Source organism: Hymenobacter qilianensis (genome assembly GCF_014638675.1).
Lineage (GTDB): Bacteria > Bacteroidota > Bacteroidia > Cytophagales > Hymenobacteraceae > Hymenobacter > Hymenobacter qilianensis.
In genome coordinates this window covers 626,899-651,508 of record NZ_BMFN01000003.1, presented here as the reverse complement: position 1 = coordinate 651,508, position 24,610 = coordinate 626,899, and the positions used below count along the sequence as shown (strand labels likewise).

The following is a 24,610-nucleotide window of genomic DNA, read 5'->3' as shown; positions in this document are numbered from 1 at the left end:
TCACGTATAGCCTATGTTCCGAAGTCTCATTCTTGTCGGTTTTCTGTTTTCGTTTGTTGCGGCGACGGCCCAAAAAGCCCCCCAGACGGCCACGCAGCCCATGTCGCAGCGCATGGCTGATTCGTTCATCAAATGGCACCCCGATTCCATCCTTATCGGCAGCCGCAAAACGACTCGGTGGGACTACGAGCAGGGCTTAATGCTGAAGGCTCTGGAGCGGGTGTGGCAGCGCACCGGCGACCCCAAATACTTCACCTACATTCAGAAAGATATTGACTTGTTTGTGCAGCCTGATGGTAGCATTCGTACCTACAAAATCGAAGATTACAACCTCGATAATCTGACTACCGGCCACGCGCTGCTGTTGCTGAGTCAGATGTCGTTGGGCAACTCGGCAGCGCAGCAGAAGTACGTGAAAGCCGCCCAACTGCTGCGCAAGCAGATCGCTGAGCAGCCCCGCACCAAGGCCGGCGGCTTTTGGCACAAGAAGATCTACCCCAACCAGATGTGGCTGGATGGCCTGTACATGGCTCAGCCCTTTTACGCCGAGTACAATAAGGTTTTCAACCAGCCTCAGGACTTCGACGACGTAGCCAAGCAGTTTGCGCTTATCGAGAAAAATCTGGTTGATGCGAAGACTGGCTTGCTCTACCACGGCTACGACGAGAGCCGGGAGCAGCAGTGGGCCAACAAGCAAACCGGCCAATCGCCCAACTTCTGGGACCGGGGCATGGGCTGGTACGCTATGGCGCTTGTAGATGTGCTCGATTACTTCCCCAAAGAGCACAAAGAGTATGCGAACCTGGTGAAGTATGCACAGCGACTGGCGCCCGTGTTGGCTAAGTATCAGGATCAGAAAACGGGCACCTGGTCGTTGGTAGTAGATCAGGGTTCACGCAAAGGCAACTACGCTGAAGCCTCGGGCAGCAGCATGTTTGTGTATATGCTGGCCAAAGGCGTACGCATGGGCTATCTGGATAAATCGTATCAAAAGGTGGCTGATAAAGGCTATCAGGGCCTCCTCAAAACCTTCGTAGCCAACGAGGCTGACGGGGCTCTGGCGTTCAATGGCACGGTGAGCGTAGGCGGTCTGGGGGGCAAACCTTACCGCGACGGCAGCTTCGAGTACTACCTGAGTGAGCCGCTGCGCAAGAACGATTTGAAAGGCGTCGGCCCGTTCATTCTGGCTAGCGTGGAAATGGAAATTGCCGCTGAAAATAAGCTCGGTCAAGGCAAAACCGTAGGTCTGGATACGTACTTCAATCACGAGTCGCGCAAGAGCCCGATTACCGGCGAAACAGAGCCGTTTCACTACACCTGGGAAGAGCGTACCCACGGTGGTTTCTGGTTCTGGGGCAACCAGTTTCGTGAGCTGGGGGGCAAAACTATTTCGATTCCAACCGCGCCAACGGCTGCCGCACTCAAAGGCGTAGATGTCTACATTATCGTTGACCCGGACACGCGCAAGGAAACGCCGAATCCGAACTTTGTAGAAGCCGCGCACGTGCAGGCCATCAGCGACTGGGTGAAGGCTGGCGGCACGCTGGTAATGCTGGCGAATGATACGTCCAACTGCGAGATTCCGCGCTTCAACCAACTGGCTCAGGCCTTCGGAATGCGCTTCGCCAACACCAGCCTCAACATGGTGAAAGGTGACCAGTTTGAGCAAGGCAAAGTAGATTTGACGTCCGGCAAAACGGTGTTCAAAACTGCTAAAACTGCCTATGTAAAAGAGCTGGCTCCCCTGGAGATAAAGTCACCCGCACAGCCGCTGGTAAAGAACGGCAGCCACGTGATTATGGCCACGGCCAAAGTAGGCAAAGGAACGGTGTTCGCGCTGGGCGACCCATGGCTGTATAATGAGTACGTAGATGGCCGCAAAATCCCAGCTACCTACGAGAACTTTCAGGCCGGTAAAGACCTGGCTACCTGGCTGCTGCAGCAAACTGTCCGCAAGTAAGGCTGAGCCATTTAGCTTTGCTTCTCATGAAAATTCTTGGTCTTCTGTTTTTGCTGCTTCTGCCCGTTTTGGGTGCAGCGCAATCATCTTCTTTGTCGAAAGTGTGGGTGCCGGACTTGGGCAACGGCACCTACAAAAACCCGGTGCTGTACGCCGATTATTCCGACCCAGATGTCGTGCGCGTCGGCTCCGATTATTACCTCACTTCGTCGAGCTTTAATGCGGCGCCGGGCCTGCAGATTCTGCACTCGAAAGACCTAGTAAACTGGACGATTATCAGCACTGTTTTTACGCAGCAGTCGCCGCTGGATGTATTCAGCAAACCTCAGCATGGCAATGGGGTTTGGGCCCCAGCCATTCGCTACCACAAAGGGCAGTTTTATATCTATTACCCCGACCCCGACTACGGCATTTATGTAACGCGGGCGAAGAACCCGGCAGGGCCGTGGGAGACGCCTATTCTGATTAAAGAAGCGAAAGGTTGGATTGACCCTTGCCCTCTCTGGGACTCGGACGGACAGGCCTATCTGGTGCATGCCTTTGCCGGCTCACGGGCCGGCTTTAAGAGCGTGCTGGCTGTGTCGCGCATGTCGCCCGACGGGCTGAAGCTGCTGGGTGATGAGGTGATCATTTTCGATGGCCACGAGAAACACCCGACTATCGAAGGCCCGAAGTTTTATAAGCGCAACGGTTACTACTACATTTTTGCGCCGGGCGGGGGCGTATCCACGGGCTGGCAGGTGGTGCTACGCTCCAAGAATGTATTTGGTCCCTATGAAGACCGGATTGTAATGGCCCAGGGCAATACGCCCATCAACGGGCCCCACCAAGGTGCGTGGGTGACCACGCCCGGCGACAAGGAAGACTGGTTTATGCATTTTCAGGACCAGGGGCCTTACGGGCGCGTGGTGCATTTGCAGCCCATGGTCTGGAAAAACGACTGGCCCGTCATCGGCAACGACCCGGACGGCGACGGCAAAGGCGAACCTGTACTAACGTATCGCAAGCCCGCTTACAAAGGCGCTGCGCAACCGCTGGCCACGCCCGCTACTTCCGATGAGTTTGATGCTACCACGCTGGGTCTGCAATGGCAGTGGCACGCCAACCCGCAGCCAGGCTGGGCGTTCATAAATGCCCCCCAGAGCACGCTACGCCTCTACTCCGTGCCGCTGCCCACCGATTTTAAGAACTTCTGGCAAGTGCCGAATTTGCTGCTACAAAAGCTGCCCGCCGCGGCTTTCACGGCTACTACTAAACTCAGTTTTACCCCGCGTTTTGAGGGGGAGCAAACGGGGCTGATTATGATGGGGATGGACTATGCGCGCCTGAGTCTGATCAACCAGAATGGCCGGATTTATCTGGCCCCAACGGTGTGCAAGAATGCGGACAAAGGAGAAGCAGAAGTAGCTGCCGCGCCTCCCGTAGAAGTTCCGACCAACCAGCCGATTTATCTGCGCATGGCCGTGCGCGAAGGCGCCAAATGCCAGTTCAGCTACAGCCTCGACGGCCAGCAGTTTCAGCCCATCGGCACCGAGTTTCAAGCCCGCGAAGGCCGCTGGATTGGTGCCAAAGTAGGCCTGTTCTGCACACGCGCCAGCAAAACCAACGACGCCGGCTCTGCCGATGTCGATTGGTTTCGGATTGAATAAAAAAAGCCCCCCAGCGTTGCTAAGCTGACGCGGGGGGGCTTTTTTATTCGTCTGGTTTAACAGAACGATGTATAGACGCGGCATTTCGCGTCTCGTCGTTGCTGATGTTGTTTGGTAAGTGCGGTTTTCGTCGTTCAACCGATGACGAGACGCGAAATGCCGCGTCTCGTCATCGGTTGAACGATTTGCCCTTAAATAGACAGCACGAAATCACGCGGCTTTGACTTCTGATCCTCGGGTGATGCCGTCGCTAAGCGCGCCATGATATGCTCTGGTAGCCGCGTAGAGTCGCGTGCGATGAGCTCGGTGGCAATACGCACGGTGCCTACGGGCTGCGCGCGGTGCTTGCGCTCAATCAAATCGATGAGGCGCTCGGCCGCCACCTGCCCGATTTCCTGGGCCGGCTGAACTACGGTGCTTAGCGAAGGCGACAAGAGCTCGGCTACGTTCAAATTGGTGAAGCCAATAAGCGAGACATCGTCGGGAATGGTGAGGTTGCGCTGGCGCAGGGCCGTGAGGCAGCCCACGGCCAGCCGGTCGCTGGCGGTAAAAAAGGCGTCGGGCGCGACGGGCAGCGCCATTAGCTCATCGACCATGGGGCCTACTTCATTGGGCCCGAAGGTGCCGTAGCGCACCAAGTTTTCATCGTAAGTCAGGCCGTACTTTTCCAGGGCCGCCCGGTAGCCGGCCAGGCGCTCCTGCGTAATGCTGAGCCAAGGCTGAATGGTAAGATGAGCAATGCGCCGCCGCCCCGATTGAATCAGATGCTCGGTGGCAGCAAAAGCGCCCTTAAAGTTGTCGGCTACCACTTTGGTTACTTCCAGCTCCGACGAAACCCGGTCGAAAAGTACGATAGGAACGCCCTTATCGTGCAGCTCGCGCAGGTAAGTAACATCGGAAGTCTCGCTTGATAAGGACAGCAGCAAGCCATCCACGCGCCGCGACATAGCCTGCTCTACGTTAGCCACTTCCCGCTCGTAGGACTCGTGGCTCTGGAAAATGATAACGTGGTAGCCGCGGTTGTAGGCAATGGCCTCAATGCCATTGATAGCTTGAGAGAAAAAGTAGTTGGCAATCTGGGGAACAATAACGCCAATGGCGCGGGTGCCGCTACCTTTCAGGCTCAGCGCTATCGGATTAGGACGATAGTTGAGGCGCTCGGCGCATTCCATCACCAGCCGCTTGGTTTCGGGGTTGATTTCGTAGCTGCCGCGCAAGGCTCGCGAAACAGTGGAGGTGGAGATGTTCAGTTCGCGGGCAATATCCTTAATGGTGAATGTTTCCAAGAAAGTAGCAGTGTAAGGGAGAGGAGTAAGGAGCGTCGTGAGGGGGCAAAACTGACTAAAGTTCAAGAACCATAAGCGTGCCGCCACTGCTTGTAGCACCTTGGCAGCAGAAATATCCACTTGTTTTCAGCGCAAATCCTAGTCGGGACCGGGGAGAGTCGGCTTTGTGGCAACGTTCCCGATAACGTTTGCGCGAATAAAAACCGGGTTATACTTCCTGTTAAGCATCACTTGATATGATATTAACAGAGCGAATAATTTGATCAGTGTCTTAAAAGTACACTGAATTTCTTTGAAAAGTTTATAACAACAACACCTGCATGAGTGCATCTTCTCTCTTCAGCTTGGCTGGCAAAGTGGCCTTGGTAACGGGTTGTAACCGCGGTATTGGGCAGGCAATGGCCCTCGGACTGGCTGAAGCCGGTGCCGATATTATCGGCGTGTCGGCCTCACTCGAAGCCAGCGGAAGTGAGACGGAACGGCAGGTGCGGGCCTTGGGCCGCAAGTTCACGGCCTACCAGGCCGACTTCAGCCAGCGCCCCCAGGTCGATGCCTTTATTCAGCAGGTGCAGCAGGACTTCCCCCGCATCGATATCCTGATCAACAACGCCGGCACCATCCGCCGCGCCCCCGCCGCCGAGCACTCCGATGCCGACTGGGACAACGTCCTGGCTATCAACCTCGACTCGCCTTTTCGCCTCGCTCGCGCTATTGGGGGGCAAATGTTGCGGCAGGGCAGCGGCAAAATCATCTTCACGGCTTCGCTCTTGACGTTTCAGGGCGGTATCAATGTGCCCGGCTACGCGGCCAGCAAAGGTGCTATCGGCTCCTTAGTGAAAGCCCTGGCCAATGAATGGGCTGGCAAAGGTGTGAATGTAAACGCCATTGCCCCCGGCTACATCGCCACCGATAATACGGAGGCCCTACGCAACGACCCCGAACGGAGCCAAAGCATTCTGGGCCGCATTCCCGCCGGCCGCTGGGGAACGCCCGAGGACTTTAAAGGACCCACCGTTTTCCTGGCCTCCGAGGCCGGCAACTACGTGCACGGCACCATCCTCACCGTCGATGGCGGCTGGATGGGCAGGTAAAGGTGAAATTGTGAAGTGGTGAAATGGTGAGTTTGTCGTTCGGCTGAAGCAGTAGTACAAGGAACCTCACCACCTCACCATTCCACTACCTTACCGCTTCACCATTTCACCACTTCACTAATTCACCTTATGATCCAGCGCCACGCCAGCAGCCCCCGCGAAACCGTTACCCTGACCACCGACCAGCTCCGCGAGCAGTTCCTGATCGAACAGCTCTTTGTCGAAGGTCAGATTGAACTCGTGTATTCCCACTACGACCGCATGATTGTAGGGGGCGCGGTTCCCGCCGGCCAGACGTTGACCTTGCCCAACCCCGCGAACCTGAAAGCGAACTACTTTCTGGAGCGCCGCGAACTGGGAATCCTCAATGTGGGCGGCGCGGGTCAGGTAACCGTGGATGGCACCAGCTACGAGCTAGGCAACCAAGACTGCCTATATGTCGGTAAGGGGGCGCAAACCATTATGTTCAGCGGCCAGGAGGCCCGCTACTATCTGCTCTCCGCGCCAGCCCACGCCACGCACCCAACCACGCTGCGCACGCAAGCCGAAGCTACTCCGGTAGAAATGGGGGCCATGGAAACGGCTAACGAGCGCACCATTTACAAGTACATCTACAACGAAGGCATTCAGAGCTGCCAGCTCGTGATGGGCCTCACCCAGCTCAAGCCCGGCAACGTGTGGAACACCATGCCCGCGCACACACACGACCGGCGCATGGAGGCCTATCTGTATTTCAATTTGCCCCCCAACCAGCGGGTGCTGCACCTGATGGGCGAGCCCAACCAGACCCGGCCGCTGTGGGTGAGCAACGAGCAGGCTATCATCTCGCCCCCTTGGTCGGTGCACACGGGCTGCGGCACCAGCGCCTATGCCTTCATTTGGGGCATGGCCGGCGAAAACCTGGAATACACCGACATGGACGCTGTTGGCATTCATGATTTACGGTAAGTAAAAAGTAAAACCCACCATTCCCATTCCCACAATGAAAAAATATCTATTCCTCTTCTGTCTGCTGCTGGGTGCGGTGACAGGGGCTTACGCGCAGGCCCAGCGAACCATTACGGGCGTGGTGCGGTCGGCAACCGAGGCCTTGCCCGGCGTAACCGTGCTCGTGAAAGGCACGACCAATGGCGCCTCTACTGATCCGGAAGGCCGCTTCACGCTGACCGTACCCGCCGACCAGGACGTGACTCTGACCGTCAGCTCCATTGGCTACCTCTCCCAGGACGTAGCCGTGGGCACCCGCGAAGCGGTGAACGTAACGCTGAAGGAAGATACGCAGCAGCTGAACGATGTAGTAGTAATTGGCTACCAGGAAGTAAACCGCCGCGACGTGACCGGCTCGGTGTCGTCGGTAAGTGCCCAGCAAATCAAGGATATTCCCGTCAACTCGGCCGCAGAGGCCTTGACTGGTCGCTTGGCGGGTGTGCAGCTGACCAGCGCCGAGGGTACTCCCGGCAACCAGAACGTGCAGGTGCGGGTACGGGGCGGTGGCTCCATCACGCAAGACAACTCGCCGCTATATGTAGTGGACGGGGTGCAAATTGAAAATGCGCTGAGCGTAATTGCCCCCCAGGATATTGCTTCCGTTGACGTGCTGAAAGATGCTTCGGCTACGGCCATCTATGGCGCACGCGGTGCTAACGGGGTAGTAATTATTACCACTAAGAAAGGAATTGAGGGCCGTACTGTAATCAGCTACAACGGATTTGCTGGTGTCCGGCGCCTTGCCAATAAACTAGGGGTGCTCAACCCCGAGCAATACTTAGACTACCAATTCGAGCGCGCCCAAATAGCGGGCTCTGGTACGGGCGGTTTGCCTTCTTTCCGCTCCCTCTTCGGGAGCAGCAACTTCAACAGCGATACGCTGCAACGGGCTCGTAGTGCTCCGTTCATCGACTGGCAGGATGAAACCTTCGGCAGCGACGCGTTTCAGCAAACCCACAACGTATCGGTGGCCGGGGGTGTGAAAGGCACCACCTACTCATTAAGTCTGACGCGCAACCTGGAGGATGGTATTCAGCGCGGCTCCGATTATGACCGTAAACTCGTCAACTTCCGCTTTGATACCAAAGCAAGTGAGCGGCTGCAAGTGGGGTTGAACGTACGTTTCAATGACCAAACCACCGACGGGGCCGGTACTTCCACTACGGGTTCCAATACCACATCGCGGCTGCGCAACACGGTGCAGTATCAGCCCCTGTCGGTGCCCAGAGCATCCGGCGCGGTGCTCGATCCGAACACCTTCGATGATGAGTTCCTCGCCATTTCTTCGCTGGTGAGCCCAATTGTGGCTATAGACAGTGAATACCGTCGTGATAAGCGCCAAACATTCAACATAAGCGCTAATGCGGCTTTGAAAATCGTCGAGAATCTGACGTTCCGAACTACGGCTGGTTTCGATATCACGAATGCCAACCTCGGCACCTTTAATGGTCGTTTCTCACCGCTGCTGCGGCAGCCCGCCGGCAACTACCAGCAGCTGCCAACCGCTTCTATCACTACCGGCGTGCAAAACACGTTCAATAACTCCAACGTGTTGGACTACAATTTCAAAAAAGACCTGCACTCAGTAGGGGTGTTGGTTGGCCAAGAAATTTACCAGCAGCGCAACACCCAGCAGTACATCCAAACCAACTTCCTGCCGCTGGATATCACGGCTGAGCGGGCTTTGGCTAACATAAACCAGGGCGTGCTGCCCGCTGGCCAGACGTCGCAGCCAGTGTTGCCACAAACCAGTATTCCACAAGATTATCGTCTCCTTTCAGGGTTTGGCCGCGTCACATACTCTTACGACGACCGATATCTGTTTACGGGTACCTTCCGGGCAGATGGCTCATCGAAGTACCGGCCAGGCAACCGCTGGGGCTATTTCCCCGGTGCTTCGCTAGCCTGGCGTATCTCGCGCGAGAGCTTTTTCCAGGATATAGAAGCCGTTTCGGACCTAAAACTGCGCTTGAGCTACGGCAAGGCTGGAAACAACCGCATTGCGGACTTCTTAGGTGAGCAGCTCTTCTCAGCCGGCAGCGCTCCTTATTCTATCAACAACTCCATCGTGCTGGGTTCAGCTGCCACTTCGCTGGCAAACCCCAACCTGAAGTGGGAGTCTACCACATCGCGCAACATCGGGGTTGATCTGGCCCTGCTTGATAACCGGGTGCAGTTCACCGCCGATGCTTATTACAATACTACCAGCGATCTGCTGATCAACCGTACCATTCCGGCGTTTCTGGGCTACACTAGCCAAACCCAGAACATCGGGTCTACTTCCAACCGCGGCCTGGAGCTGCAACTGACCGGCACCATTATTACTAATGATGCCTTCACCTGGACGGCAACGGCGAACTCCTCGTTCAACCGGGGCCGTATCGAGAGCTTGGGTGAGGGTCTTGATGAATTACCGGCCATCAGCTCCGGTTGGGCGGGAAGCGCAGCTACGCTCAGTCGCGATTACGTGGCTAGAGTTGGCCAGCCAGTGGGTCAGATGTTTGGCTACGTAACTGATGGTTATTACACAGCTGATGATTTCCAGAGCTACAATCCGGCCAACCCAGCCGCTCAGCGGTGGGTTTTACGAACCGATCGCCCTGGCTTATTGACTTCAGGCACACCTGATGGCTTGGCAGCGCAGCCGGGCTTACTGAGGTTGAAAGATCAGAACGGCGACGGTGTAATCAATGAGGAAGACCAAGTAGTTATCGGCAATGCCAACCCCAAAATGGTAGGTGGCTTAAACCAGCAGTTCACTTATAAGAACTTCGACGCCAGCGTATTCCTGAACTTCGTGTTGGGCAACGATGTGTACAATGCCAACAAGATTGAGTTTACTACGAACACAGCGAATACGGTATTTAGCAACGTGCTCGACGACATGAACTCGCGCTACCGTATCACCGAAACCGACGGTACGTTCATCACGTCGGCAGAGCGGCTAAGCGAAATCAACCAGGACGCTAATATCTGGCGGCCCACATCCAGCTACTTCCTGCATTCGTGGGCGGTGGAAAATGGTTCGTTCCTGCGCGTGAATAACGTAACCGTAGGCTATACTCTGCCCAAAGCGCTAACTGAACGGGCTAAAGTCCAGCAGTTGCGTTTCTACGTGACGCTCAACAACCTATACACCTTCACCAAATACTCGGGCTACGACCCGGAGGTGAACACGCGCCGCAGTACACCGCTCACGCCCGGTGTTGATTACGCTGCTTACCCACGCAGCCGCGCCTTCATGTTTGGGGTGAATCTTTCTTTGTAATTCTTTATCCGTTACTCGATATGAAACCCTCTGTTTTTTTCCGGGCTGCACTAGCCGCTAGTGCGCTAGTCGGTACCGCCGGGATGGTAACGTCTTGCAAAGACTACCTCGACGTAGAACCCATTGCGCTCAATACAACCGAATATACTTTCAGTACCGTAGCAGGCGCCACGGCGGCCGTTATCGGGGCTTATGATCCACTGTCGGGAGATAATAGCTACGGACAGCGCATAAGCATGTATTTCCCTTATGATAGCGACGAAATGATCAGCTCACCGGGCCCGGCAACGGATGGCGGCCGCCGGGGCATCGCGCGCTACAAAGCGCTGGCAACGAACAGCGACTTAACCAATCCCTGGAATACTCTCTACCAGGGCGTGGAGCGATCCAATATCTGTATTCAGCAAATTCCTTTGTCGCCTCTTTACAACGGCGGTACCCCCGCCGACACGGCGGCCATGCACCGGCTGCACGGCGAGGCACTTACCTTGCGGGCTCAGTACTATTTCGACCTGGTGCGCCACTGGGGCGACGTGCCGGCCCAGTTTACACCATCGGTATCGGGCCAGGATTTTCTGCTGCCCAACGCCGACCGTCAGGCCACGCTGGCCAAACTGATTGAAGACCTGGCGCTGGCGCAGAAGCTAGTGCCATGGCGCTCCGCTGCTGGGGTGGCTAGCGAGCGGATAACCAAAGGAGCTGTGAAAGCTCTGCGTGCCCGTATTGCCCTGTTCCGGGGCGGCTATAGCCCTAACCCCACCACTGGTGCAATGGAGCGCCCCGCCGACTACCTTGACTATTACCGCATTGCACGACAAGAATGCAGCGAGATAATGGCGCGGCCCGCCGAGCATTCGTTGAATCCTAGCTTCGAAGGACTATTCAAGAGCATTAATCAGCTGCAATACGAAAGTGCTAATGAAATTATGTTTCAGGTGGGAATGACAGGCTCAACAGCCGCGTCGGACAGCAAACTGGGCTACTATAATGGACCCCGTTTGCAAAATGCTTCCAGCATTTATGGCTCTACCCAGGGAGGTGTAAACGTGGTGCCCACTTACTTCTACGCTTTCGACTCCACAGATACGCGGCGCGACGTAACCATTACCACCTACGGTATGGCGAATAACAGCACGTTCTTTACGGGCGTGGCTCTGAACGTGATAGCAGACGGCAAATTCCGCCGCGACTGGCGCACCCCGCTGCTCACGGGCGCAAGCAACTACTTAGGCTACAACTGGCCCGTCATTCGGTTTGCCGATGTGTTGCTGATGTTCGCGGAAACAGAAAATGAGCTCGAAGGCCCCACTGCCAATGCACGGGAAGCCATGCTACGCGTCCGGACTCGCGCTTTCGGTGGTAACCGTTCCCGGGCTGAGGCCACGCTCGCGCAGGGCGGGTTCAGGCTGACCAGTAAATCAGATTTTTTCAATGCTATAGCAAACGAGCGATATCTGGAGTTCGGCAGCGAAGCTATTCGCAAATACGACCTGATCCGCTGGAATCTGTTCAGCGCGAAAATGGCCGAAGTGAAGGCCAATCTGGAGAAGCTAGCCAGAGGCCAAGCACCTTACCAGAACGTGCCGCAGTATATGTACTTCCGCACACCAACTACTGTAGGCAGCAGCGTACAGTGGACGCGCTCGTTCTATCGTCCATCACCTACTCTAAATACTGCTCCTACGGGTACAGTACGGGTGAACTGGCGTCAGGCAATTGACGCGGCGTACATTGCCAATACTAAGCCTCTGGGTACTTCCTTCACACTTGGCACTACCACTGCCGTCAGCCTGGGTACTGGTTTAGCCGCCGAATACGTGCCTAACGCCGGTAGAGAGTTGTTACCCATTCCGCAGGCTACTATTGCGGCAGATAACAAGCTGGTTCAGAACTTCGGTTACTAGCCGCTTACTGATGGCAACTACACCCACGTCAGGCACTTTCTTCGAATCCGACCGTCTTCCCTGGGAGACGGTCGGAGAGGGAGTAAGCCGGCAGATTCTCACCTACGAGCCTGGCTTGATGCTGGTGCGCGTGAGCTTCGAGGCGGGCGCCGTGGGGGCGCTTCACCACCATATGCACACGCAGATGACCTACGTGGAAAGCGGCGTATTTCGGTGCACGGTGGGAGAGGAGGAGCGCACGCTGCGCGCCGGTGATGCTTTCTACGCCCCTTCTTATGTATGGCACGGCGTGGTGTGCGAAGAAGCAGGAAAATTGGTGGATGCCTTCAGCCCCATGCGGGAGGATTTTGTGTAATGCCGCTCAGGTACTGACACCTTGTTCATGAAACAATTCTTTCACTCCCTAGTGCTGCTACTGCTGCTGGGGGGCTTTTTGTCCCCCAGTCAGGCCCAGCAGATCGTGGTGGCCCAGAACGGCTCGGGGAAGTTTCGCACCATTCAGGAGGCCATCAATAGCCTACCAAATGAGGCGTCGAAGCCGCGGGTAATTCTGATTAAAAACGGTACGTATCGCGAGAAGCTTTTCATCGACGGCAAGAGCAATATTACGCTCAAAGGCCAAAGCGAAAAGGGTACTATAATCACCATTTCGCAGGCTCGCGACGCCTGGCGTTGCGACCCTGTAAAGGGCGCTGACGATTGGGGCGTGGCAACGCTGAACATGCGTAACTCGCCCGATATCACGCTCGAAAATCTGACTTTCATCAACAGCTACGGCTTCGATGCGAAGGGTGAGACGACGATTGACTGCCCGGCTGATCCGAGCGGCAAGAAAGTGGTGCAAAAAGATGGTCATCAGATGGCCATGCGCACCTTCGGGGGAGCTACCCGCATCACGGTGCGGCACTGCACTTTCCGCGCTCTGGGTGGCGACACGGTTAGCCCCTGGGACACCGAAGGCGGCATGTTCTATTTTCAGAATTGCACCCTGGAAGGTGGCGTCGATTTCTACTGTCCGCGGGGCTGGGCTTACATCGAAAACAGCCGCTTTATCTGCCACAATATGTCGGCCGCTATCTGGCACGATGGCTCGGGCAACCGCGACTCCAAAACGGTGCTGAAGAACTGCACTTTTGAGGGCGACGACAACTTCAAACTGGGGCGCTACCACCGCGAGTCGCAGTTCTATCTGATCGACTGCAAGTTCCCCAAGAACATGGCCGATGCCGACATCTACCATTCGCCTTCCGGGCCGGGTACACCCAATTGGGGTCGGCGTGTGTACTATGCGAACTGCCACCGCGAAGGCGGCGACTACGCCTGGCACAAGGACAACCTAAATACAGCAGAAAATGCCCCCCAGGTGCGCGCCATTACGGCTAACTGGACTTTCGGTGGCCGTTGGAACCCCGACCGTAAATCGCCGGCCATTACGGCCTCTACGGCTCCCGCTGCCATCGACACCATCGCCGAGAAGATGCTGGTGTACCAGCGCAGTGTAGGCGGCTGGCCCAAGGCCGTAGGCGACGTGAAAGTAGATTACAGTAAGCCGCTCAGCGCTGCTAAAAAAGCCGCTACGCTCGATGATGCCAATCGTAATGACGCTACCATCGACAACGATGCCACCACGCGGGAGATTAAGTATCTGATGGAGGCATTCAAGAAAACCAACAATCAGGCATATCGGAGTGCGGCTCAGAAAGGCATTCAGTACCTGCTGAAGATGCAGTACCCGAATGGGGGATTTCCGCAGTTCTACCCCGATATGAGCAACTATCGGCACTACATCACCTACAACGACAACGCCATGATTCGGGTGCTGGTGTTGCTGCGGGATGTAGCCCAGCAGAAAGGCAACTTCGCCATCGTGAATTCGGCCCTGATACCGCAGGCCCAAGCAGCCGTAACGCGCGGCATCGACTGCATCCTCAAAACCCAATATGTGCAGAATGGCAAGCTCACCGCCTGGTGTGCCCAGCACGACGAGAAAACTCTGCTGCCGGCAAAAGCCCGGGCCTTCGAGCTAGCCTCGCTCAGCGGCATGGAAACCGTGGAAATAGTCGAGTTTCTGATGGCCGTAGATAAGCCTTCGCCTGAGATCAAAAAGTCTATTGAAGCTGCCGTGGCTTGGCTGGATGCTGTGAAGCTGTCGGGCTACGCGGTGAAGCTCATTGACGCGCCGAAGGAGCCTACTGGCAAAGACCGCGTGATTGTACCGGAGCCCGGCTCAGTTATCTGGGCCCGCTTTTATGATTTGGAAACCAACAAGCCCATTTATGTGGGCCGCGACGGGGTGAAAAAAGCCACTCTCGCCGAAATTGAAAACGAGCGGCGTGCCGGCTATGCCTATGCAGGCACCTGGGGGGCAAAATTGCTCGCCAAAGAATACCCCAAGTGGCAGCAGAAATGGGCCAACACCACCGGAGCGAAATTATAAGTATTGCATTATGAAGAATTTAAATCGCGCCACAGCCTTAGCTGAAACTGAGGCACCCGTGCTCCGACCCACTGCTGCTTTGCTGGAGCTGCCCGAAAAAGTGCTGCAATTCGGTACCGGCGTACTGCTGCGCGGCCTGCCTGATTACCTCATCGACAAAGCCAACCGCCAGGGTATTTTTAACGGCCGCATTGTGGTGGTAAAGTCTACCGACGGAGGCGACATGACAGCTTTCGAGCGTCAGGACAACCTATATACGTTGGGTATTCGGGGCGTGGAAGACGGCCGTACCGTGGAGGAAAACGTGCTGTGCGCGTCCATCAGCCGGGTGCTGTCGGCTAAAAGTCAGTGGGCGGAAGTGCTGAAATGCGCCGCTAATCCCGATTTGCAGGTCGTTATTTCCAACACCACCGAAGTCGGGATTCAGCTTACGGCTGATGATATCCAGCAGGAGCCCCCGCACTCTTTTCCGGGCAAGCTGCTGGCCGTGTTGTATGCTCGCTTTCAGGCCTTTAACGGTGATCTAAGCAAAGGCCTGATCATCGTACCCACTGAGTTGATTCCGGAAAACGGCAGCAAGCTGGAAGCTATTCTCTTGGAATTGGCTCACCGCAATGGCCTCGAACCCGAGTTTATCGAGTGGCTGGAAACGGCCAATCAGTGCTGCAATTCGCTGGTGGACCGTATTGTGCCCGGTAAGCCTGATGCGGCGACTCAGCAGGCACTGACTACGCAGCTTGGCTACGAGGACGAGCTGCTGACCATGGCGGAAGTGTATCTGCTTTGGGCCATTGAGGGCGACGAGCGGGTGAAAGAAATATTGTCTTTCCACCAGGCAGATCAGGGAGTGGTTATCCGCACCGATATCAACCTGTTTCGGGAACTGAAGCTGCGCTTGCTCAATGGCACGCACACGCTGAGCTGCGGACTAGCTTATTTGAGCGGTTGCGAGACGGTGCGCGGGGGCATGGATAATGATTGTGTGGCCACGTTTGTGCACAATCTGATGCTGGGTGATTTGCTGCCGGGCATTCCGTATGCCGTGGACGAGAAAGTAGGTCAGCGCTTCGGTTTGCAGGTGCTGGACCGCTTTCGGAATCCTTACATCGAGCATCGGTGGCTGGCCATTACCATGCAGTACACCATGAAAATGCAGATGCGTAACGTGCCCACCTTGCTGCATTATTATAAGCGGTTCAACACGGCGCCGCAGTATGTAGCGCTGGGGTTTGCGGCCTACTTGCTGTTCATGCGCGGCACTAGGCAGGATGGCAAAACGTGGTTCGGTACAGCCAACGGCACGGAGTATCCGATTAACGATGATCAGGCGGGATACTTTGCTGAGCTGTGGGCCCGCAACTTATCTGCGGCCGATCTGACAACGACTGTTCTACAAAATCAAGCGCTCTGGGGCCACGACCTCAGCCAGTTACCCGGCTTTGCCAAACGTGTAAGTGACAACTTGCAGCAAATGCTGGAAACCGGTGTTGCGGCCACTGTAGCAAAGCATTTAAATAAAAAAGCCACCTTAGTCAAATGAAGCATCAGGTAGCCCGAATTCATCCCGACGATAACGTACTGGTGGCCCTGGCCGATTTGCCAGAAGGCACGCCCGTACCGTGGGATGGCACGACCATCACGACGACGGCTCGGATTCCGGCCAAGCACAAGCTGGCCACCCGCGACTTTGAGCCGGGCGATTTGATAACCATGTACGGTGTGCTGGTGGGCAAAGTCCGCCAGTCGATACCGGCTGGCGGCTTGCTCACGACCAGCAACATTCAGCACGCCACCGACAGCTACGACGAGCACCAGCACGAAAAAGCCCCCTGGACGGCTCCTGACGTAAGCCGCTGGCAGGATCGCACCTTTATGGGCTACCACCGCTCCGACGGGCGCGTGGGCACGGCCAACTACTGGCTGGTTATCCCGCTGGTATTCTGCGAAAACCGCAATATACAGGTGCTGGAAGAAGCCTTGGTAAATGACCTGGGCTACGCCCGCCGCAAGAGCTACCAGCCTCAAACGCAAGCCCTTATTTCCTTAATGCAGGCGGGCAAGTCGGTGGAAGAAATCCTGCAAACCGATCTGCATAGTTCCGAAAATGCCCCCCAGGGACCGAATCGTTTGTTTCCGAACGTGGATGGTATCCGGTTTCTGAGTCACGAGGGCGGCTGCGGCGGTATTCGCCAGGATGCGCAGACGCTGTGTGGGCTGCTGGCCGGCTATATCACGCATCCCAACGTTGCGGGTGCTACGGTGCTGAGTCTGGGATGCCAGAACGCGCAGGTGAGCATGTTGCAGGACGAAATCAACAAGCGTAGCCCCAACTTCGATAAGCCGCTGTTCATCTTGGAGCAGCAAAAAATCGGGACGGAAGAAGCGATGATTAGCGCGGCGCTGCGCCAGACGTTTGCGGGCCTGATGCAGGCCAACCAGATTCGACGTCAGCCGGCGCCGCTGAGCAAATTGAATATTGGTTTGGAGTGCGGCGGTTCCGATGGCTTTTCTGGCATTTCGGCAAACCCCGCTGTGGGCTACGTGTCGGATATGGTAGTGGCGCTGGGAGGCTCGGTTATCCTGGCCGAGTTTCCGGAACTGTGCGGCGTTGAGCAGGAATTGGTGAATCGTTCGGTGGATAACGCTACGGCTGAGCGCTTTAGCCAGCTGATGAAAGCGTACGGCGACACCGCTATTGCCGTGGGCTCTGGCTTTGATATGAATCCTTCGCCCGGCAACATTCGGGATGGGTTGATAACCGATGCTATGAAGTCGGCGGGTGCGGCGCGGAAGGGGGGAAGCTCGCCCGTAGTGGCCGTGCTCGACTACCCCGAGCCCGTGACCAAGCCCGGCCTTAACCTATTGTGCACGCCCGGCAACGACGTGGAATCTACCACGGCCGAGGTAGGCTCTGGCGCTAACGTAGTGCTGTTTACCACTGGCCTGGGTACGCCTACCGGCAACCCGATTGCCCCAGTCGTGAAGATTGCCACCAACACGGCGCTGGCCAAGCGCATGCCTGATATTATCGATGTGAACACCGGCACAGTCATCGACGGCGAAGAAACCATTGAGCAGGCTGCCGAGCGAATTCTGGATTATGTAGTTCGGGTAGCCAGCGGCGAGGAAGTTGCTGCTGTACGCCACGGACAAACCGACTTTATTCCGTGGAAACGCGGAGTTTCGCTGTAAGAAATCAGAACGACCAACTCCCCTCCTCAGATGAGGAGGGGACGCGGCGCCAACGGCGCCGCTGGGGTGGTTGACCTCGTTGCTGATGTTGTTTAGTTGTTTAGTAAGTATTAAAAAAAGCCCCCCACGCGCATCGTTCAACTAAACAACGACCGCAACCACCCCAGCCGCGCCTTCGGCCCGGCATCCCCTCATTATCAAGGGGGGGAGCTTCGTTCACTAACTGAAATTTGCACGCTACTTTATCAGCTACGCACTATGAAAAAGCCTTTTCTCAACGACGATTTCCTGCTGCAAACAGAAACTGCCCAGCATCTCTACCATGAGTTTGCGAAGCAAATGCCCATCATCGATTACCATTGCCATTTGCCCCCCGACCAGATTTCTGAGGATCGGCAGTTCGAAAACGTTACCCAAATCTGGCTGTACGGCGACCATTATAAGTGGCGCGCCATGCGCACCAACGGGGTAGATGAGCGCTTCGTAACGGGTGATGCGTCTGATTGGGAAAAGTTTGAGAAGTGGGCCGAAACGGTGCCGCAAACCGTGCGCAATCCGCTCTACCACTGGACGCACCTGGAGTTGCAGCGCTACTTCGGCATTACGGAAGTGCTGAATAAGGACAGCGCCCGCCGCATCTACGAAGCCTGCAACGAGAAGCTGCGCACGCCGGAGTATTCGGTGAAAAATTTGCTGCTTAAAATGCAGGTGAAAGTCGTGTGCACTACCGACGATCCGGCCGACTCGCTGGAGTATCATCAGGCCATTGCGGCCCAGCCGTTCGGGGTACAAATCCTGCCTACTTTCCGGCCCGATAAGGCCATGTCGCCGGAAGACGTAACGGCCTACAACAGCTACCTGGATAAGCTGGGCGCGGCGGCCGACATTACCATTGCTACCTACGACGACTTGCTGGAAGCCCTGCGTCGTCGTCACGATTTCTTTCACGCTCAGGGCTGCCGCCTTTCTGATCATGGTTTGGAGCGTCTGTACGCTTCCGACTACTCGGCGGAGCAAGTGGCGAATGCCTTCGCGCAAGTGCGTGGGGGGCAAAAACTAAGTCTGGAAGACACCGAAGCGCTGAAGTCGGAGCTGCTGCTGGAGCTGGCCCGCATGGACCACGCCCGCGGCTGGACCCAGCAGTTTCACGTGGGCGCGTTGCGCAATAACAACGCCCGCATGCTGCGCCAGCTCGGCCCCGATACGGGCTGGGATTCGATCGGTGACTTCCCCCAGGGCCGCGCGCTTTCCACCTTCCTCGACCGGCTGGATTCGTCGGATCAGTTGGCCAAAACTATTCTTTACAACCTCAACCCCGCCGACAACGAGCTGATGGCGACCATGATTGGCAACTTCCAGGATGGCACCGTGGCCGGTAAGGTACAGTGGGGCTCGGGCTGGTGGTTTCTGGACCAGAAAGACGGCATGGAAAAGCAGATTAACGCTTTGTCGAACATGGGCCTGATCAGCCAGTTTGTGGGCATGCTCACCGACTCGCGCAGCTTCCTTTCTTACCCGCGCCACGAGTACTTCCGCCGCGTGCTCTGCAACCTGTTTGGCAACGACGTGGAAAACGGCGAGCTGCCCGACGACATGGAGCTGCTGGGGGGCATTATTAGCAACATTTGCTACTACAATGCCAAGCAGTATTTCGGGTTTGATGCCGTAGCGCAGGCCGCGCCCGCACCCACGTCAGGTGAGTACATGAAGGTATAGCTGTTCTTATTGTCCATCTTGCTCTTGGTCCGAAATGGATAGGAGCAAGATGAACTTGGGCTTACCTGCGAATTGATTTCGCTTTCCCTCTCAGCATTCCTTACATTCAGATGAAACAAGTTGTCACTTTCGGCGAGATTATGCTGCGGCTCTCGCCTCCTTTGCACTATCGGTTTACGCAGGCTAACAGCTTCGAGGCAACGTACGGAGGCGGTGAGGCTAACGTAGGCGCCGCGCTGGCGGGGCTGGGTGTACCGGCCGCGCACGTCACCTGCTTTCCGCCCAACGAGCTAGGCCAGGCGGCCACCCAAAGCTTCCAGCGTCTCGGCGTAGACATGAGCCACACCGTGTACAGCGGCAAGCGGCTTGGCCTCTACTTCCTGGAAGTAGGCGCATCCATGCGGGCCAGCAAAGTGGTGTACGACCGCGCTGATTCCTCCTTCGCTAACCTCGATCCAGCTGCCTTCGATTGGGATGAAATTCTGAAGAATGCCCAGTGGCTGCATTGGACGGGCATTACGCCGGCCATTTCGGCCTCAGCAGCCCAAGCCATCAGCGAAGGAATACAAGCAGCGCGGCGCATGGGCCTTACTGTATCGGCCGATGTAAACTACCGCCGCAACCTGTGGCAGTACGGGCAGCGCGCTCAGAATGTAATGCCCGACCTCGTAGCTGGCTGCGATGTAGTGGTGTGCTCCGAAAATGACGCCGACGATTTATTTGGTATCAAGCCCGCCGCCGGAACCGACAATAAATTCGCTTCCATTAGCGAGCAGCTGATGACGCGCTTTCCGCAAATCAAGCAAGTAATCAGCACCCGTCGCAAAACCCAAAGTGCCTCCCACGAGCGCATCAAGGGCCAGTTGTTTGACGGCGCTTACTCTGAAACACCTTACTACGACATCACGCCTGTGGTGGACCGCATCGGGGGCGGCGACGCGTTTCTGGGGGGCTTTATTTATGGCACTTTAAACTACGCTACGCCCCAGGAAGCGCTGCACTTCGCGGTAGTCGCCTCGGCTCTCAAGCACACCATTCACGGCGATGTAAACTTGGTGACAGTGGCCGAAGTGGAGCACGTGCTACAAGGAAATACTACTGGCCGCCTAGTGCGGTAGAACCCCAATTATGTCATGCTGAGGCACAAAGCATCTCGCGTGTTTAGTAAGATTAGTAACCTCACATCAGCACGCGAGATGCTTTGTGCCTCAGCAAGACAATAGCCTATAAATCAATAAGATGCCTCGTTTTTCCTCTGATCATATTTTAGAAACCGTCCTGCGCCACCCCATCGTGCCGGTTTTTTACCACGCCGAAGCAGCCTACGCGAAGCGTATTATGCAGGCTTGCTACGATGGCGGACTGAGGGTATTTGAGTTTACAAATCGGGGCGAAAAAGCCCCCCAGGTCTTCGCTGAGCTGGTTGCTTTCGTGCGCGACACCTGCCCGGATATGCTACTGGGCATCGGCACTATTTATCAGGCCGAAGAAGCCGAGCGCTTCATTGCCGCCGGCGCCGATTTTGTGGTGCAGCCCGTAACCACGGCCCCCGTGGCGGCGGTGTGTCAGCACCACGATGTGCCCTGGCTGCCGGGTGCTATGACTTTGAACGAAATCTACAACGCCACTCAGCTGGGCGCTAAGCTCGTGAAGGTGTTTCCGGGCAACGTGGTAGGACCGGGCTATATCAAGAGCTTGCGCGGACCGATGCCTGCCGTGAAGCTGATGGTGACCGGCGGCGTAGAGCCCACCACCGAAAGCCTGCAAGAGTGGTTTGGCGCCGGCGTCAACGTGGTCGGGATGGGTTCTCAGCTCTTCAAAAATGCCGACGATACCGCCGCGCTAAGCCGGCAAATTGCTGAGTTGCTACAGTTTGTAGAGACCTTGAAAAAGTAGCGCCTTTTGGGTGACGCGCTGTCGTCATCGGTTTGCTTACGAGTACGAGTTCTGCCTTGCTATCAATTCCCACAATCGATGATGATACCTTCTCCCACTCAATCGCCGCCCGGCACCCCACTTGCTGCTGCATCCGACAAGATGAGCAAGTACCGGTGGACCATCTGCGCGCTGGTGTTCTTCGCCACCACCGTCAACTACCTCGACCGGGCCGTTATCTCGCTGCTCAAGCCCTACCTGGAGACGGAGTTTAACTGGAACTCAGGTGATTACGCCAACATCGAAATAGCCTTCAAAGTGGCCTATTCGCTGGGCATGCTGGTAGCGGGGCGTATCATCGATGCGCTGGGCACCAAGATCGGTTACGCGTTATCTACTTTTCTGTGGAGCCTGGCCGCAATTGGTCACGCCTTTGTCAGCAGCACCTTCGGCTTCAGTGTGGCGCGCGCTTTTCTGGGCGTAACGGAGGCGGGTAACTTCCCGGCCGCTATCAAAACCACGGCCGAGTGGTTTCCGCAGAAGGAGCGTGCCCTGGCTACCGGTATCTTCAATTCGGGCTCCAATGTGGGCGCTATCATTGCCCCGCTCACCGTGCCGCTTATTGCCGAAACCATAGGCTGGAAATGGGCTTTCATCATCACGGGCGCCATTGGATTTGTGTGGCTGATTCTGTGGTTTATTTACTACGAAGTGCCCGCTAAGCAGGCCCGCCTGACCAAAGCCGAGTTCGATTACATCCACAGCGACGTGGACGATATGGCGGCGGCCTCGATTACGACGCAACCCAAAGTTTCCTGGTTTAAGCTCCTGACTTTCCGTCAAACCTGGGCTTTCGTGTTGGGCAAATTCCTCACCGACCCGGTGTGGTGGTTTTACCTCTTCTGGCTGCCCGACTTCCTGAACAAGCAGTACGGTTTGAAAGGCACCGACGTGGCCTTTCCCGTAGCGGCCGTGTACATCTTGTCGAGCATTGGTAGCGTGGGTGGCGGCTGGATTCCGCTGAACTTTATGAAGCACGGAATGCCTGCTTTTAAGGCTCGCAAAACATCCATGCTGCTGATTGCGCTGTGCGTGTTCCCGATTGTATTTGCCCAATACCTCGGGCAGATTAACATGTGGCTGGCCGTGCTGGTAATTGGTATTGCCGCCGCTGCTCATCAGGCGTGGAGCGCCAACATTTTCACCACCGTATCAGATATGTTTCCAAAGCGGGCTGTGGCTTCGGTTACGGGTATCGGCGGTATGGCCGGTGGTCTGGGGGGCATTTTGCTGACGGCTTTAGTGCAGAAGCAGATGTTCGTGTACTACGAGAGCATCAACCAGCTGGAAACTGCTTACTTCATCATGTTCCTGATTTGCGGCGGCGCTTATCTGCTGGCCTGGGTGCTCATGCACTTCCTGGCACCGCGCATGAAGCAAATTTCCCTTGACTAAGTAGCTGATGCCTCCGCTGCTGCGCTGTCCTTTCGCACTCTAACTCCCCCATGTTATGCAAAAACATTTTCTGCTCCTGGCGCTCCTATTGTTGGTGCTGCCGGTGCTCAGCTTCGCCCAAAACAGGAAGAATATGGATGCCGCTAAAGAAGTGGAAGCGTTAGAGCGCCAGCGCTTTGCGGCCCAGGTGAAGAAAGATTATGCGCTGCTGGAGAAGTACTTTGGTGACGACTTAGTTTACACTCACGGAAGCGGCAAACAGGATAACAAAGCCACGTACATCCAAAGTATTCGCGACGGCAAAAGCGTGTATGATAAGATTGATGTAGAGGCGATAAATGTGCGTGCCTACAACGAAGGGCTCACGGCCGTGGTGAACGGCACCATTCTGATTACCTCGCCGCCTACCCCCGATGGGAAGCCTAATCTGGCCCGCATCAAGTACGTGGTAGTTCAGATAAAAGACCCCAAAAAAGGCTGGCAGGTTGTGCTTTGGCAGGCCCAAAAGCAGGCCGAGGCAAAGAGCTAGGCCACAAGCAGTACAATATATTTTGGGCCGTTGCATAATACCCAACGGCGCACAAAAAAGACACAAAATGCTGTGTCTTTCCATAATTCCTGCAATATAAAATAGCTTCATCTTAGTCAGAAGATGCTGTTTACTGCCTTTCATCTTCTGGCCTTTAGTCACAAATTCTCTGCTCCCATTTATCCTACTTCTATGAATCCCGCTCACGAAAACAACCTAGCCCAACCCGTTGGCACCACGCTGGACCGGTATATCATGCGCAATCAGTCCGAGTTTGCATATGCAACCGGCGAGTTGTCGCAGCTGCTGCGCGATATTGCCTTAGCCGGAAAAATCGTGAACCGTGAGGTAAATCGAGCGGGACTTACGACAATTATTGGCGCGGCTGGGGCGCAAAATGTGCAGGGGGAGCAGCAGCAAAAACTGGATGTGGAGGCCAATATCCGCTTTATCCGGGCCTTGACGAATGGTAAGGAAGCCTGCGCGGTACTATCAGAGGAGAATGAGGATATCATTCATACGGGCAACACTGAGGGCCGCTATGTGGTAGCCATCGACCCACTGGATGGCTCGTCAAACATCGACGTGAATATCAGTATTGGCACGCTGTTTAGTATTTATCGGCGGGTGTCGCCGATAGGCACGGAAGCTACACCAGCCGACTTTTTGCAGGGCGGACGTAAGCAGGTGGCGGCCGGCTACATTCTGTATGGCTCCAGCACCATGCTTGTGTACACTACCGGGCACGGCGTGGCGGGCTTCACGTATGAGTCGTCGTTGGGTGAGTTTTTTCTCTCCCATCCCAATATCCGCATCCCCGCTACCGGCCCCGTATTCTCTTGCAACGAGGGTTACTGGTTTGAGTACCCCGAGTACGTGCAAAAATTCCTGATGAGCTGCAAGCGACGCACTATGAGCGGGCGCTACGTGGGCTCCCTCGTTGCCGATTACCATCGCAATCTGTTTACGGGGGGCATTTATTTGTATCCGCCCAATAAAAAAGCCCCCCAAGGCAAGCTGCGCCTGCTGTACGAAGGCTACCCGCTGGCCTTCATCATTGAGCAAGCCGGAGGTTTGGCTTCCTGCGGAAAGCGAGCAATCCTTGACCTTGAGCCTACCGATTATCACCAACGCTCCCCGCTGTTTATTGGCTCGCCCGAGTTAGTGGCCGAGCTGATAGCGGGCAACATGGAGCCAGTTACGACTCCGGCCTACGAGGCCGCGACAGATCTACATAGCGTTTAAGAATTGATATTCTCTC

General features: G+C 55.9%; 17 protein-coding genes. 16 read left to right on the top strand and 1 reads right to left on the bottom strand.

Translation table 11 applies throughout. The annotated features are described in order from the left end of the window. The first annotated feature begins 13 nt into the window (after positions 1-13). A complete protein-coding gene (locus tag IEW06_RS17105; RefSeq protein WP_188548636.1) occupies positions 14-1,960 on the top strand; it encodes a glycoside hydrolase family 88 protein in 1,947 nt (648 codons plus the stop codon). 26 nt (positions 1,961-1,986) lie between these two features. Beyond that, on the top strand, positions 1,987-3,609 hold the full coding sequence (locus tag IEW06_RS17100; RefSeq protein ID WP_188548635.1) for a glycoside hydrolase family 43 protein: 1,623 nt from the start codon (positions 1,987-1,989) through the stop codon (positions 3,607-3,609). Between the two features lie 191 nt (positions 3,610-3,800). Here the strand turns inward: IEW06_RS17100 and IEW06_RS17095 are convergent, their stop codons facing one another. Further along, a complete protein-coding gene (locus IEW06_RS17095) occupies positions 3,801-4,895 on the bottom strand; it encodes a LacI family DNA-binding transcriptional regulator (protein WP_187731637.1) in 1,095 nt (364 codons plus the stop codon). 320 nt (positions 4,896-5,215) lie between these two features. Here IEW06_RS17095 and kduD point away from each other — a divergent pair, with 320 nt between their 5' ends. The 14 genes from kduD to fbp all read left to right on the top strand — a co-directional run bounded on the left by kduD (position 5,216) and on the right by fbp (position 24,594). Further along, positions 5,216-5,986 carry a 2-dehydro-3-deoxy-D-gluconate 5-dehydrogenase KduD gene (gene kduD / locus IEW06_RS17090; protein ID WP_188548634.1) on the top strand — a complete coding sequence of 257 codons (771 nt, stop codon included), beginning with the start codon at positions 5,216-5,218 and terminating at the stop codon, positions 5,984-5,986. Positions 5,987-6,115: 129 nt separating this feature from the next. Then, positions 6,116-6,934: a 5-dehydro-4-deoxy-D-glucuronate isomerase gene (gene kduI, locus IEW06_RS17085; protein ID WP_188548633.1), complete on the top strand. Its 819-nt coding sequence runs from the start codon at positions 6,116-6,118 to the stop codon at positions 6,932-6,934. 34 nt (positions 6,935-6,968) lie between these two features. Continuing rightward, complete coding sequence (locus tag IEW06_RS17080; RefSeq protein ID WP_187731638.1) at positions 6,969-10,241, top strand: SusC/RagA family TonB-linked outer membrane protein; 3,273 nt, start codon at positions 6,969-6,971, stop codon at positions 10,239-10,241. Between the two features lie 20 nt (positions 10,242-10,261). Next, the gene (locus IEW06_RS17075; RefSeq protein WP_187731639.1) at positions 10,262-12,145 is read left to right on the top strand and encodes a RagB/SusD family nutrient uptake outer membrane protein; all 1,884 of its coding nucleotides are present in this window, start codon (positions 10,262-10,264) and stop codon (positions 12,143-12,145) included. Positions 12,146-12,155: 10 nt separating this feature from the next. Further along, a complete protein-coding gene (locus IEW06_RS17070) occupies positions 12,156-12,500 on the top strand; it encodes a cupin domain-containing protein (protein ID WP_187731640.1) in 345 nt (114 codons plus the stop codon). Positions 12,501-12,527: 27 nt separating this feature from the next. Further along, positions 12,528-14,582, top strand: a complete 2,055-nt coding sequence (gene pelA / locus IEW06_RS20790; RefSeq protein ID WP_223284475.1) for a pectate lyase — start codon at positions 12,528-12,530, stop codon at positions 14,580-14,582. 10 nt (positions 14,583-14,592) lie between these two features. Then, positions 14,593-16,122 carry a tagaturonate reductase gene (locus tag IEW06_RS17055; RefSeq protein ID WP_187731641.1) on the top strand — a complete coding sequence of 510 codons (1,530 nt, stop codon included), beginning with the start codon at positions 14,593-14,595 and terminating at the stop codon, positions 16,120-16,122. After that, the gene (locus tag IEW06_RS17050) at positions 16,119-17,774 is read left to right on the top strand and encodes a UxaA family hydrolase (protein WP_187731642.1); all 1,656 of its coding nucleotides are present in this window, start codon (positions 16,119-16,121) and stop codon (positions 17,772-17,774) included. Before IEW06_RS17055 ends, IEW06_RS17050 begins: the two co-directional genes overlap by 4 nt. 258 nt (positions 17,775-18,032) lie before the next feature. Next, positions 18,033-19,490, top strand: a complete 1,458-nt coding sequence (gene uxaC / locus IEW06_RS17045) for a glucuronate isomerase (RefSeq protein ID WP_188548632.1) — start codon at positions 18,033-18,035, stop codon at positions 19,488-19,490. A 110-nt stretch (positions 19,491-19,600) separates the two neighbouring features. Next, positions 19,601-20,608 carry a sugar kinase gene (locus IEW06_RS17040; protein WP_188548631.1) on the top strand — a complete coding sequence of 336 codons (1,008 nt, stop codon included), beginning with the start codon at positions 19,601-19,603 and terminating at the stop codon, positions 20,606-20,608. A 121-nt stretch (positions 20,609-20,729) separates the two neighbouring features. Next, the gene (locus IEW06_RS17035) at positions 20,730-21,386 is read left to right on the top strand and encodes a beta/alpha barrel domain-containing protein (protein ID WP_188548630.1); all 657 of its coding nucleotides are present in this window, start codon (positions 20,730-20,732) and stop codon (positions 21,384-21,386) included. Positions 21,387-21,464: 78 nt separating this feature from the next. Further along, a complete protein-coding gene (locus IEW06_RS17030; protein WP_229743155.1) occupies positions 21,465-22,820 on the top strand; it encodes an MFS transporter in 1,356 nt (451 codons plus the stop codon). A 55-nt stretch (positions 22,821-22,875) separates the two neighbouring features. Then, the gene (locus tag IEW06_RS17025) at positions 22,876-23,349 is read left to right on the top strand and encodes a nuclear transport factor 2 family protein (protein WP_223284477.1); all 474 of its coding nucleotides are present in this window, start codon (positions 22,876-22,878) and stop codon (positions 23,347-23,349) included. 192 nt (positions 23,350-23,541) lie between these two features. Next, complete coding sequence (gene fbp, locus IEW06_RS17020; protein WP_188548629.1) at positions 23,542-24,594, top strand: class 1 fructose-bisphosphatase; 1,053 nt, start codon at positions 23,542-23,544, stop codon at positions 24,592-24,594. Positions 24,595-24,610 lie beyond the last annotated feature (16 nt).